The sequence below is a fragment of the Streptococcus sp. 263_SSPC genome (assembly GCF_001071995.1).
In the GTDB taxonomy this organism is placed as follows: Bacteria; Bacillota; Bacilli; order Lactobacillales; family Aerococcaceae; genus Granulicatella.
This window is the reverse complement of the sequence record NZ_JVNU01000022.1, coordinates 1-13,437: the sequence shown is the minus strand read 5'-3', so window position 1 is coordinate 13,437 and position 13,437 is coordinate 1. Positions and strand designations below refer to the sequence as shown.

At 39.5% G+C, this 13,437-nt stretch carries 14 protein-coding genes; 2 read left to right on the top strand and 12 right to left on the bottom strand.

Features of this window, described 5'->3' with window-relative positions; translation table 11 throughout:
• Positions 1-33 precede the first annotated feature (33 nt).
• The 6 genes from ADH02_RS02315 to ADH02_RS02290 form a co-directional block, all read right to left on the bottom strand.
• Positions 34-732 (bottom strand): rhomboid family intramembrane serine protease, encoded by a 699-nt coding sequence (locus tag ADH02_RS02315; RefSeq protein ID WP_048782269.1) that lies wholly within the window; start codon positions 730-732, stop codon positions 34-36.
• Positions 725-1,852: a 5-formyltetrahydrofolate cyclo-ligase gene (locus ADH02_RS02310; RefSeq protein WP_048782268.1), complete on the bottom strand. Its 1,128-nt coding sequence runs from the start codon at positions 1,850-1,852 to the stop codon at positions 725-727. Before ADH02_RS02310 ends, ADH02_RS02315 begins: the two co-directional genes overlap by 8 nt.
• 372 nt (positions 1,853-2,224) lie before the next feature.
• Complete coding sequence (locus tag ADH02_RS02305) at positions 2,225-2,542, bottom strand: PTS lactose/cellobiose transporter subunit IIA (protein WP_048782266.1); 318 nt, start codon at positions 2,540-2,542, stop codon at positions 2,225-2,227.
• Between the two features lies 1 nt (position 2,543).
• Complete coding sequence (locus tag ADH02_RS02300; RefSeq protein WP_048710215.1) at positions 2,544-2,846, bottom strand: PTS sugar transporter subunit IIB; 303 nt, start codon at positions 2,844-2,846, stop codon at positions 2,544-2,546.
• Between the two features lie 4 nt (positions 2,847-2,850).
• Positions 2,851-4,146 (bottom strand): PTS sugar transporter subunit IIC, encoded by a 1,296-nt coding sequence (locus ADH02_RS02295; RefSeq protein WP_048782264.1) that lies wholly within the window; start codon positions 4,144-4,146, stop codon positions 2,851-2,853.
• 17 nt (positions 4,147-4,163) lie between these two features.
• Positions 4,164-5,573, bottom strand: a complete 1,410-nt coding sequence (locus ADH02_RS02290; RefSeq protein WP_048782262.1) for a glycoside hydrolase family 1 protein — start codon at positions 5,571-5,573, stop codon at positions 4,164-4,166.
• Between the two features lie 156 nt (positions 5,574-5,729).
• Between ADH02_RS02290 and ADH02_RS02285 the strand changes: the two genes are divergently transcribed.
• Entirely contained in the window at positions 5,730-6,458 is a 729-nt protein-coding gene (locus ADH02_RS02285) for a GntR family transcriptional regulator (RefSeq protein WP_048782260.1), read from the top strand.
• Positions 6,459-6,469: 11 nt separating this feature from the next.
• Entirely contained in the window at positions 6,470-7,423 is a 954-nt protein-coding gene (locus ADH02_RS02280; protein WP_048782258.1) for a type I phosphomannose isomerase catalytic subunit, read from the top strand.
• A gap of 47 nt (positions 7,424-7,470) precedes the next feature.
• On the opposite strand, the gene pepF is transcribed toward ADH02_RS02280, so the two are convergent.
• From pepF to ADH02_RS09440, 6 genes are all read right to left on the bottom strand, one after another.
• Positions 7,471-9,264 carry an oligoendopeptidase F gene (gene pepF / locus ADH02_RS02275; RefSeq protein ID WP_048782256.1) on the bottom strand — a complete coding sequence of 598 codons (1,794 nt, stop codon included), beginning with the start codon at positions 9,262-9,264 and terminating at the stop codon, positions 7,471-7,473.
• Positions 9,265-9,390: 126 nt separating this feature from the next.
• Positions 9,391-9,882 (bottom strand): endolytic transglycosylase MltG, encoded by a 492-nt coding sequence (locus ADH02_RS02270; protein ID WP_048782254.1) that lies wholly within the window; start codon positions 9,880-9,882, stop codon positions 9,391-9,393.
• Between the two features lie 11 nt (positions 9,883-9,893).
• Complete coding sequence (locus ADH02_RS02265) at positions 9,894-10,361, bottom strand: helix-turn-helix domain-containing protein (RefSeq protein ID WP_048782252.1); 468 nt, start codon at positions 10,359-10,361, stop codon at positions 9,894-9,896.
• A 192-nt stretch (positions 10,362-10,553) separates the two neighbouring features.
• Complete coding sequence (locus ADH02_RS02260) at positions 10,554-11,756, bottom strand: toxic anion resistance protein (protein WP_048713294.1); 1,203 nt, start codon at positions 11,754-11,756, stop codon at positions 10,554-10,556.
• Positions 11,757-11,762: 6 nt separating this feature from the next.
• Complete coding sequence (locus ADH02_RS02255) at positions 11,763-12,419, bottom strand: 5-bromo-4-chloroindolyl phosphate hydrolysis family protein (RefSeq protein WP_048782250.1); 657 nt, start codon at positions 12,417-12,419, stop codon at positions 11,763-11,765.
• 157 nt (positions 12,420-12,576) lie between these two features.
• Positions 12,577-13,437: LPXTG cell wall anchor domain-containing protein (locus tag ADH02_RS09440; protein ID WP_048782249.1), on the bottom strand; the 861-nt coding region annotated here is incomplete at its 5' end.

Here is a 13,437-nt window from a genome sequence, read left to right as displayed (position 1 = left end):
ATGAAACTTGTATATGCTTACATTATAACAGCATTATCTTTTCATTCCTAGTGCAAAAAGTAAAATTGCGATGACAAAATACGCAACAATTCCTGCAATGCGTGAAGCAGGTTTTGTCAAACGGTCTCCTCTAAAGCTGATTGCAGCCATCACTAAGTACCCACCAACGAGTCCTCCTAAGTGTCCATAGTTATCGACTGCTGAGTTAATAAACCCAAGGACAATGTTGATAATGATAAGTCCTGCGTATTGCACGCCCATTTGCCTAAAAGAACGAATGTAGCCGTGTTTTCGTGATAAATAAACTACAGCTCCCATGAGTCCAAAGAGCGCCGTACTTGCCCCAGCTGAAATGCTAGATGAGAATGCAAAACTTGCAAGGTTTCCCATAATTCCTGATAACAGATACACCGCAAGGAATCTCCAGTGTCCAATTTCGTACTCCATCTGACGGCCAATCATATATAAGAACAAGCTGTTAAATAAAATATGTTCCAGGCCAATATGTAAGAAAATTGGCGTTAGGAATCGATAATATTCATGTTGATGAATGATATACGGATTGAATTTCGCCCCGAAATTAACAAGAACTTGTCCATTCGTGCTACCACCTGCAAGCGTCATTACGATAAAGAGCGCTGCTTGAATCGCTAAAAATAAATAAGTAAAGCTGAAGCTCTCATTAAAGTTGCGCTTCATACGTTCTAATTTCCATGGATTGATTTTAAACATCTCGAACCACTCCTTCACTTGTAATAATCGTTGGAATATGAATATCCGTTTCAAATACCGGCCAGTCGACAACAGGTGTCACCTGTGTTGTATACGCTAGAGAAAGAATTCGATAATCATCCACCTTTTGTAAGGTTCTATCATAGTAGCCTCCACCAAATCCGATACGGTCTCCTTTCGTACTATAAAGTAGTCCAGGAACAATGATTAAATCCAGGTCCTTGGCTTCAAATAACGGATGCGTGCTATCAATGACTGGTTCTAGTACACCATAAGAAGTACGTTTAAAGGTTGTTTGTTCATTCCATTCGACAAATACCAATGTCTTATCTGGCATCGTCACAGGAACGAATATTGTTTTCCCAGCGCTTCTGGCCTCTTGAACGATTAAATCTAATTGGAATTCCATTCGCATTGGCATTGTTAAGGCAACAGTTTTGGCTTCAATCCATTGTGGCATTCCTTTTAGCCATTCGACCACTCGTTTTTCTTCCGCTCGGCGTTTCCCTGGCGTCATCGCCTCTAGTTCTCTCTTCTGCTGAGCGCGTTTCAAGTTCTTCACGTCTTTTTGATACGCCTCAAAGAGTTCGGTGAATAACTTCAAGAATTCGAGTTCGACCGCTCGCATGCTTCTTTCTTCGAGAATTGGACTGCTCAGTAATGGCGCTTTTTCCATTATCGGTTCATCCGTTAAGATAATTGGCAATTCATTAGAGAGCATTTCATAATCGATCGCCCACACTTTTGCCCATTCTTTTTCTTCTACATGTTGTAAGAAGAATTTCTCTTTAATCACTTCGAATAAGTTATTTTCCATGATTTCGTACTCTGGCAATTGATTTTTCACAGGACGAATTAAGTCAGCGATATACGCTTCAGTCGCATCATGTAGTAAACACGCAAGGACGGTTCCTGTTTGGTATCCTCTGGCAATGGCTTCTTGTGCACAGTTAATGCTATGTAATCCTACTGAATAAAAGAAACGAAGATGTCCGTTTCCTCGACACATCATACTTAAGGCATGCGCAATATCTTCAATGGCTACATTATCTGGAACCATTTCAAGCGTATTAAACACGAGCCCTGTATATGTATTCATAAATAATTTTTTGTCTTCCATATGTTCCTCCACGGTTGATGTCAGTTTATTTTATCACTGAATCTACGCGTTTTAAAAGGATTTAGGCATTTCTTAATGATTCTGTTTATTATGAAAGTCTCTTCTCAACATAGAGAAAGATTCCTTCGAAGCCTTACGGATATCTTCATAATAGCTGTAACGTTGCACCGGTTCGAGCCTAAGTCTCTCACCTTTAAAGCCTCAAAGGAGGTGTACGAAATGAATTCCTACACCTCCTAATTCGCATTTAATGCGTAACACGTTACTGCTATTATAGAATCCGTAAGCTTCTACGGAATCTTATCTTTCTAAGGTGGATTCTAAATAAAAACCACAGATTAGGAGAATTCCCAATCTGTGGTTATAAACTTCTTATTGTGCGTGTTTATCGCGGTACAGTTCGATTAGCTCTTGCGCTAATAACTTTACGATTTCTGTTGAAGCCATTTGGTCTTCGGCATGCATAAACAGTAATGAAAATTCTGTTTTTTCTCCGCTCGCTTCTTTTTGAATGAGCTCTGCGTGAATTTTATGCGCCTCAACAAAGGCTTCTTCTGCTTCCACAAGTTTTGCTTTCGCATCTTCAAACAACCCTTTTTTAGCCGCTTGAATCGCTTCTACAAAAGAAGATTTTGATGCACCACTATTGGCAATCAGCTGGAAACAGATGAGTTCCATTTCTTCTGTCATATTATTCTCCTATCAATGCTAAGGCTTGATCTAATACTTTAGGGCCATTCATCATTCCGTAGTCGCGCATATCAATCGCATCTACTGGAATATCCCCTGCGATTTCTTTTACTGCAGGTAACTCATAACGAATTTGTGGCCCGATGAGAATAACATCTGCTTCATGGATATTCTTTTTCGCTTCTGTAATGGATTTTGCTTCAATTGAGACTTCAATCCCACGTTCTGTCGCACTTTGTTGCATCTTTTTAACGAGCATACTTGTCGACATTCCCGCATTACATACTAATAAAATTTGTTTCATAATCTTATCCCTTCATTTCTTGTTCAACAACTTTATCATTAACTTTGATAAATGGAATGTATAGAAGAACTCCAAGTGCAAAGATGACTAATTGAACGAGAATTGCTCTGAAGTCCCCTGCTGTTGCTAACCATGCATTTAAGAATACAGGTGTAGTCCAAGGAACTTGTACAAATGCTGGACTCATGAAACCTGCAACTGTTGCTAAGTAGCTGATTAAAATACCAAGAGCTGGAGTTAAGATAAATGGAATCGCTAATGAAATATTATAAACGATTGGATAACCGAATAAAACAGGTTCATTGATATTGAAGAGTCCAGGTCCAAATGATAATTTAGCTACGTTTTTAGAAGCAGCGTTGCGGCTCACTAAGAATGTTGCCACTAATAAACATAATGTAGATCCACTACCACCCATTAACGCAAATGTTTGAACTTGAGATAAGTTGATGATGTGTGGAATCGCTTGTCCATTATTTGCAGCAGCGATGTTTTCAGTAATGTTAATTAATAGTAATGGTTCTAGGATTGCACTGTAAATAACTGCTTGGTGAATACCAAATAGCCATAACATATTTCCTAGAGAGTAAATAATGATTACCCCAATTAAGCTTGTACCAATATGACGAATTGGTTCTTGGATGAAGACTGTAATAATTGAGATTAAGTTTGTTCCAAACATGTTGAATAACAATGCTGATACAACCCCGAATAATGAAATAACTGTCATTACTGGAAGTAATACGCTAAATGATTTACCAACTGCTGGTGGAATGTTGTCTCCAAGGTTAATTTGCAATGCTTTAACATTCGATAATTTGATGAATAGTTCTGTTGCAATAATCGCTACGATAACCCCTGCGAACATTGCGCCTGTACCTGTGTTGTTAAATGAAAGAACACCTGAAATATTCACGGCATCTTTTGCGCCATCAGGAACAGCAGAAACTGTATTTGGCATCATAACAATTAAAGAAACTAATGATAGCATTGATGCTGCCAATGGGTTTTCAAAATCTCTGTTTTTCGCTAAGAAATAACCAACCATTACGGCAATAATAATACCTGAAATGCTTAAAGTACCGTTTGCAATTGTAATTCCCCAATATTGGAATTTTGTTAATGTATCCCCTTGGAAAATCCACTTAAAGACTGTGTTGTTCAAGAGAACGATTAGCCCTGCCAAAATATATAATGGCATTACTGTTGCGAATGCATCTCTGAGGGTTTTTAAATGAATTTGGTTCCCCAATCTACCTGCAAACGCGGCAAATTTATCAATAAATTTTGAGTCTTTCATCTGAATATCTCCTCTCTTTATTCCTCTACTTCTACTTCAAAGCCGTTATTGTCGCTGACGTTACGATACCATCTTCCACTACTCTTGATGGTTCTCTTTTGCGTTTCTAAATCTACAGAAATAAATCCGTAACGATTCTTATACGCATTATTCCAAGACCAGCAATCAAAAGCAGTCCATGTATGATATCCAAAACAACGACTACCTTCTTCAATCGCTTTATGTAGCCATGTTAGATGTTCTTCGTAAAATTCAATTCGATACACATCATCAATGACTCCATTTTCTCCGATGAAGCGACCTTCGTTTTCAACACCCATTCCGTTTTCACTAATAAACCATGGGATATTACCATATTCTTCCTTCACAATCATGGCGATATCATAAATGGCTTTCGGGAAGATTTCCCATCCACGATATGGATTCATGCGACGCTCAGGCCATTCATACTCTTTAAAGTATTGATCTGGCATCCAAGGTGTTTTGTACTCCTCTGGATTTGGCTGCGCCTGAACACGTTTTGGATGATAGTAATTCACCCCAAGAAAATCGACTGTATTTTCTCGAATGAGCTGCAATTCCTCTTCAGTATGACTCCATAACACGCCGTCCTCCTCTAGTCTTTTCACCAAGGTTTCAGGGAATGTTCCCTTCACCGCTGGATTCAAGAAGACTCTGTTAAAGAAATCATCTGTAAATTGACTTGCTGCTAAATCTTCTGGAGCATCACTTCTTGGATAAGCAGGTGTCAAGTTTAAAATAATCCCAATCTCGCCATCCAATCCTAACGAGTGATAGAGTTGAATCACTTTGGCACTTGCAAGATTTAGATTATAAATCACTTGAATAGCTTCTTTCCCTTTCCCTTTTAGGTTTGGATAATGGAATGCATATAAGTATCCTGCTTCCGGAATAACCATTGGCTCATTGAAAGTTGTCCAATAATGAATCTTATCACCAAAACATTCAAATGCCGTCTTGGCAAACCTCACGAATAAGTCCACGACATGTTTACTTTCCCAACCGCCATATTGTTGAAGCAATTCAACTGGTATATCGAAGTGATGTAAATTCAACACCAATTCAATATCATTTTTCTTTGCTTCTTCAATAACCGCGTTGTAGAATTCCACAGCCTTTGGATCAGCTTCACCCGTTTCGAAGTCCTTTATCAAACGGCTCCATTGAATCGATGTACGGAATGAATTAAAACCAATCTCCTTCATCAAACGAAAATCTTCAGGATACGTATGATAAAAATCACTCGCAACATCTGGACCGACGCCATTAAAGAAAGCTTCTGGATCAGTTCTAAACCAGTAATCCATCACATTTTCATGTGCCTTATCGAATTGTCCTTCTGTCTGCGGTCCACTTGAAGCAGCACCCCACCAGAACCCTTGAGGAAAACTCAATTGTTTCTTCATAATCAACCTCCTTTCTGTAAGCTCTTTCACGTATAGTATATCACAATTTTAATATTTGTCTAGACAATATTTATAAATAGTATTCAAATTGTCGATTTTGCCTATTCATTCTTCATTTGTTATAATATAGCTAGTTTAGAGAAAGGATGACATTCGATGAGCGTAAAGTATTTACAGATTTACCATGCGATTCGTGAAAAGATTTTAAATAACGAATACGCCATTAACCAACAATTACCCGATGAAATCACATTAACGAAAGAATTTAACAGCAGTCGAATGACGGTCAAGAAAGCATTAGACTTACTCGTTTCCGAAGGGCTTATTTTCAGAAAACGTGGCCAAGGTACCTTTGTCCTCTCTCGCGGCACGTCGAAGCGAAAACTCATCGTTCCAGAACGCGATATTAAAGGGCTCACGAAAATTTCCGAGGATTCACACTCTACTGTTGAATCCAAAATTATTCATTTTAAATTAGAGTTTGCCTCGGAATTTCTAGCAGAAAAATTACAAGTACCGCTGCAAAGTCCTGTTTATAATATTCATAGACTTCGCATCATCGACGGTAAACCGTATGTATTAGAACAAACCTATATGAGTACCAGCGTCATTCCAGGAATTACCGAGGAAGTTCTATTAGACTCTATTTATCAATATATCGAAGGCAAACTAGGCTTACGCATCGCAAGTGCCACAAAAATCTTGCGTGCGGCACCAAGTTCTGAAGATGAACAAAAATACTTACAATTACTTCCAACGGAGCCAGTCTTCGAAGTAGAACAAGTGGCCTACCTCGACAATGGCACTCCATTTGAGTACTCGATTAGCCGACACAGATACGATCTATTTGAATTCAATTCATTCGCATTAAGACATTCTTCATAGGAGGCACGATGATGACAACACCAATCTTTTTAAATGCCGTACTTCAAGAGAAAATCTGGGGTGGGACGAAATTGCATTCGCTCTTTAACTTTACTCTTCCTTCAGATAAAACAGGTGAAGCGTGGATTATTAGCGCGCATCCAAATGGGATTTCAACGATAAAAAGCCCTGCAGAATATGCAGGACTCGGATTAGATGAACTCTATAAAACCCATCCGGAACTCTTTAATGGGCAACAATTAGCAAGCTTTCCCCTTCTCATTAAGTTACTCGATGCGTCCGATGACTTATCGATTCAAGTGCATCCAGATGACGAATATGCGCTGGAACATGAAGGCGAATATGGGAAAAATGAATGCTGGTATGTCGTTCAAGCAGAACCAGGCGCAAAAATTGTATACGGACATACAGCGCTGACTCCAGAAGAATTTGCAGAGAAAATAGACAATGAAGCATGGAGCGAGCTATTCACCGAAGTTCCTGTTAAAGCGGGCGACTTCTTCGATGTTCCAAGTGGCACAATTCACGCCATTGGTGGCGGTATTGTGATTCTAGAAACGCAACAAAATTCGGACACGACTTACCGCGTCTATGACTATAACCGCACCGACGACGCTGGCAACCCTCGTCCACTGCATATTCAACAAACAAAAGATGTCACAACCATTCCGCACAGTGTCCCAACAACCAATCAACAAGTAGTGACGACTGACACTGGAACGAGAACGACTTTTGTGAAGAATAAATTCTTCACCGTTTGGAAATACGATATCAACGGCGACTATAGTGATGCCCTATCCTCTACTTATCACCTTGTAACGGTGTTAGACGGAAAAGGAACGCTCACAGTCGACGGAACGCAGTACCCAATCCAAAAAGCAGATTCCTTTATTCTGCCTTCTGGAACACCTGCACTTCAGGTTAGCGGATCCGTTCAATTGATCGTGTCTCAGTCAAACCAATAAAATAAATGCAAAAAGGTCAGCACGGAAAATCCTTGCTGACCTTTATTTTATGCATTCAATTGTTTTGTAATATCTACGATTTCGTCGATTAAGTCACCGATTGTTGCAATCGTATCTTTAAGCGGTGCATCTGTTGAGACATCCACGCCTGCTGCTTTTGCAAGCTCTTCTGCGCTCTTCGTTCCGCCCATCTTCAATACTTCCACCCAAGTGTTTGCCACACTTGAGTCTTTTTGAATCATTTTCGCCACTTGTGTACCGATTGTTAAACCAGCTGAGTAAGTGTATGAATATAATCCCATGTAGTAGTGCGGTTGACGCATCCATGTTAACTCTGCGCCTTCTGTAAGAACCACTTCTGGTCCCCAGAATTTCGCCAATGTTTCTTTGAATAAACGATTCAATGTATCCGCGTCTAAGCTCTTACCTGCGTCCACTAAGCGATATACTTCGCGTTGGAAGTACGCTTCTAATAAGTGAGTCACAAAGTTATGATAGTACGTTTTAGCGACCATTTGAGATGAAATCCAACGTTTCATACGTAAGTCATCTCCCGCTTTGTTCTTCAAGTAGAACTCAACCAATAATTCGTTGGTTGTTGATGGAGCTTCCACAAAATACATACTTGGACGACCATCTAGAATATTTTGGTGTTTGTACGCTAATTGGAAGTGACCTGCGTGTCCTAATTCATGCGCAAGCGTCATGCAGTCATTCATATCTTCTGTAAAGAACATTAGGATAAATGAGTTTGCTCCGTAAGGTGATGAACAGAACGCACCTGTACGTTTGCCGATTGTTTCAGCGTAGTCGATCCAACGGTTATCGAAGGCTTCCTTCATAATCTTGAGGTAACCTTCTCCTAGAGGTGCTAACCCTTCTAAGATGTATTGTTTTGCTTCGTCATACGTTACTTTGGCAGCGTATGTTGGATCTACTTCAAGTTTCAAGTCTTCATAACGTACTTCATCTAATTGATAGATTTCTTTGATGAGGCGTGCGAATTTACGCATATGTGGCGCCAATTCTTCCATGATGACATCGATTTGACGGTCATATAGTTCACGAGAAACTTTTTGACGGTCTAATAAGTAGTCGAACACTGAATCGAATCCACGCAATGTTGCCATTGTTTTTTCTTTTTGAATTTGTGTGTTATACGCTGAAGCTGTGCTGTGTTGGTATTTGCGTAATGTGTCGCTAAATACTTTGAACGCTTCACGACGGATTGCAGTATTTGGTTCTGATTGCATACGGCCTTCAAAGCTGTTGTATGTCATCGGAATCACTTGTCCGTCTGCTTCTACGTCTGGGAAGTGCATGTCTTTGAATTTAATATCGTTGTATGCTTGGTAACCAGCATCCAATGTATTTCCTAGAGCAGCTAAGGTTGCTTCCACGTCTTTTGATAATAAATGTTTTTTATCTTCTAAGAGACGTTCGATATATAAAGCATCTTCTTTACTCGCGCGTGCTTCTTCTAATACCGCATCATCCAATTGGCTTAATTCAGATTCAAAGAAACTTAATTTGGCATCTAATCCAGCTAATACTGTACGTGTTTGTGCAGCACGTGTTTGTGCTTCTTTATCTCTTGTATTCGCACTCACTGCAAGGTTGCAATACGCAGAAATTTTACCGCGTTGTTCTAATAAGGCACGGTAAGTTGCTAAACCAGCATTCACTTGGTGTGCTGTTGTAATGTTTCCTTCGTATTCCTTTTGGAAAGCATCTACTTTTCCTTTAAGGTCTTCTAACGCTTCGTTAAAAGCTTCTTCTGTTTCAAACAAATGCGATAAGTCCCATGTTTGATTTACATCTACTTGACTTCTTTCAATCATATTCTCACTCCACTTTCTAAAGTCGTACTTCCATTGTACCACAGTTTTCATCTAATTTTCAGAAAACTTTAATTTAAATCAAAAAAAGTGTTACAGCCCTTCGACTGTAACACTCATTCATGTCTATTATTGTAACGCTCCGATTGCACGAGCGATTTCTTCATTAGAACTTCCTGGTTTAATTTCGAAAGTACCAGTCCAGATCTTATCAGCAATGTTATTTGTTGTTAAGTAATCTATGAACTCTTTAGCACTCTTAACTAAGCCTGCTTTTTCTAATTTGTCGGCAACATCGTTTGATGATTCGCCTTCTTCAATTGTAATAGATACAGGTTTTGAAGATTGTGTAGTTGCTGCTTCAGTTGTTGAAGCTTGTGAAGTAGCTTTAGCACTTGATGTAGACGCTTGGCTACCAGATTCTTTTTCAGCTAATAAAGACTCGTAAGCTGCTTTATAGCTTGCTTCATTTGCTCCTTCAGAAACGATTGGCAAATTCACTGCATCTAATTGGCTCTTTAATGATTGTGGTACGAAAGGCCAAATCACAGTAACCAATGCTAAAATTAACGCTGCTAATAAGAAGCCCATTCCTAAAGAACGAAATTTCGTTTTACTCATGTTCTTCCTCCTTAATTTGCATCTGCTTCAAAATAGTTATCGATTACCAATTGTACTGTTGAAACAGGTACGTTTAATTGTTCAGAAATTGATTCTACTGAATTACCGTGGCTGAATAATGTAATGATTTGTTGTTTTGTTACATTGTGCAGGCGACCAGATTCTTCTACAGTTACTTCTTCCACTGCTTCTGTTTCTTCAGCTACTGGTTCTGGTTTTTCAGCTACACGAACTTCAGCTGCTTTTGCAGCGCGAACTTCTTCGTAAGTTGGTTCAACTGATGGTCCTTTGTAAACAGTTGTTCCTTCTAATTCTTGAATTTTTTTCTTTAATGAATATACTTCACGATTTAATTCTAATAAACCTTCTGCTAATTCATCGATTTCTTCTTCATTTTGGTTATCCTTTAAGAATAGTGAAATGAATAAGAAAAATACTGCTAATGCTAATAACGCGAGAACTACGACCCATACGTGCATTTTTTCACCTCATTAAAATAATATTTTTTCCTTTCATCCTATTTTAAATAATGTTAGCCAAAATATCAAGGTTCACGGCGAAGTTTATCATTTTGTTAACGAATTGAAACATTACAGACACTAGCTAAAAACAAAAAAATCTTTACACTCCAGTCCTTATTCAGGAATAAAAGGTAAAGATTTCTGTCATGGTTAACCGCGCATTTCTTCTTTCACACGTTTTTCTTTTTGGCTTAAAACGAGTAAGTTTTCGCGGAGTTCTTGTTCCATTTGCGTCAATTCGTATTCGGCTTTTCTACGTTTTTGACGGCCTTCTTGTTGAATTAAGATAGTTTCTTCTAATGTTTCAATCAAGTCTTGTTGTGTCTTTTGAAGAGTTTCAAGATCGATGATTCCACGTTCGTTTTCACGAGCCGTTTCAATCGTAGAAATCTTCAACATTTCAGAGTTTTTTTGAATCAATTGGTTCGTCGTTTCAGACACTTGACGTTGCGCTGTCACGGCATCTTTTTGGCGAAGCAATGTCATCGCAATGGCAATTTGATTCTTCCATAAAGGAATCGTCGTCGTAATTGAAGACTGAATTTTCTCTGCTAATGTTTGGTTTGTATTTTGAATCAAGCGAATTTGTGGCGCTTGTTGAATCGTCATTTGACGCGTCAATTTCAAGTCGTGGTTTCTCTTTTCAAGACGATCTAAGAACTGATGTAAGTCATTGACGACTTGTACATCCATTTGGTCTCCTGTCTCTTGCGCCTTTTGCATCGCTTCAGGGATAAGTTTTTGTTGCAACTCTTCAATCTTCAATTCCCCAGCAGCGATATAAATACTTAACGCCTCGAAGAATTCCTTATTGCGTTGGTACAGTTGTTCAAGTGACAAGTTGTCGTTTAATAAGCCATTTTTTTCATGGTCTAATCTTACGGCAATCTTATCGACTTGTGAGCCCACTTCTTGGTATTTCGATTGCATTTCGTAAATCGACTTCTTCACGCGTCCAAAGATTTTGCGGAAGATATTCGAGTCTTGCGCCACAAGGTCGTTCGGATCCGTCTCATTGAGTCGCATCATCAATTCATTGAGCGTATCCCCGATTTCCCCTGTATCTTTATTTTGCACATGAGCGAGCATCGAATGTGAGAATTCACCGAGCTGCTTTTGCGCGCCGGCCCCATAACTAATAATGGCCTGCATATTCTTTTCGTCGATTTGTTTTGCAAGTGCGCGGGCTTGTTCTTGTTGTTTCTCTGGCAAGGTATCCACTAGCGCACGTTTAGCATCTACTTGTTCTTGTGGGAAGTCACTCGCCACATCTTGCAACGTCGTATTTTTTACTACGTCTTCTCCAAATGGGTTTTGAATCAGTGCATCCACCATTGATTTTTCTTCAGTCATTGTTCTCTACTCCTTTATCGTACGGTTTACGTAATCCATCTCTGCTTCTGACTTTTTAATTCTGTCTTCTTGGAAATGTAAGTAATCCTCTTCCAGCGTCGCACAGACGAGATCGATTTTTTCTCCTAATTCTTGTAGCGTTTGATACGTTTCGCTTCCTTTTACAGGTTGCTCACTCAATTCTTTGTACGCTTTCGTCATTTCATTTAACGACGGTACACAAGTATGAACGAACAAGTTCGCATCTGGAAGCTTTTCAGGGTGTTTGACGAGAGATTTGAAATACTCCTTCATCGTTTGAGTCGTATTGTATCGATTACTAATAATTCGTAGTTTGGTATAACTTTGAATCGTTTCATCAATTTCCTCAATTTGCGTCTTCACCACTGCCATTTTTTGTCTAAAATAGTCGATATCTTGTTTGGATAATCCTGATTGCTCATATCGTTCTTGCACCTTACTTGAAGTTTTCTCCAACGGCTTATTCTTTCCAAAAACTGATTTCATCCCCATTTCTTCTGGAAATAGGATGAAGAAAAAGATACTTGCTAAAAAGACGAATGCAAACATCATTCTTGGAAACGAGCCATAGATATGATTCACAAAGGCGCGTGTTAAGAAGATAAACAACCCTAGTTTGAGAAGTCTATTCCACTGTTTCATGGTACTCCCTCCTTATAGACTTATTGTATCATTCCCTAATTTTGGGGCATGGTACTAAAGGCCGATTTCTCTGGGACTTGAGACTGAAAATAACTACGCAAAAAAAGGAATTAAACAGCCTTCACTGTCTAATTCCTTCTTAGTTTATTGAACTATTTTATTTTTTGCTTTTAGCGAATACGAATGCGCCACCTATTAAGAACACTGCTGAAAGAATCAGATATAAAGTTCCCATTGAAGTACCTGTATTTGGTAATTCGTCTTCTCCTGCTGGCGCTGCTTGTGCAACGGGCGCTGGAGATGGATCTTTTGCATCTTTTGCTTCTTTGTCTTGTGCTTGTTCTGCTTTAGCAGCAAGAGTTGTTGCTAACACACGTGACTCAGTTGCTTCCGTATTTGTTTCTGGTGTTACAACTTTGTCTTCAACGGCATTTGTTAAAACAGCTGTTGGTGCAGGAGCTTCTGTTGTTGCTACCGTTTCTGAAACTTCTGCCTCAGGAGTTGGTGTTGGTAGTTCTGTTGTGGCTACTGTTGTAGTTGTGGGCTCCTCTGTCACAGTTGTAGCTGTAGTTGTAGTTGGAGCCTCAGTTGTCGTAGTAGTTGTTGTAGGTGCAACTGTTGTCACTACGGGTGCTTCTGTTACCACTGGTGCTGAAGTTGTTACTATCGGAGCTTCTGTTACTACAGGGGCAGATGTTGTTACTACTGGCGCTTCTGTTACTACAGGTGCTGAGGTTATCACTACCGGCGCTTCTGTTACTACAGGAGCAGATGTCGTTACAACTGGTGCTTCTGTTACTACAGGTGCTGATGTTGTTACTACTGGTGCCTCTGTTACTACAGGAGCTGAGGTTGTCACTACTGGAGCTTCTGTTGTCGCTACTGTTGTAGTTGGCACTTCAGTTGTGGTAGTTGCCACTGTAGTTGTAGGTGCTTCCGTTGTCGTAGGCGCTACTGTAGTTGTAGGTACCTCCGTTGTCGTTGGAGCTTCCGTTGTCGTAGGCGCTACTGTAGTTGT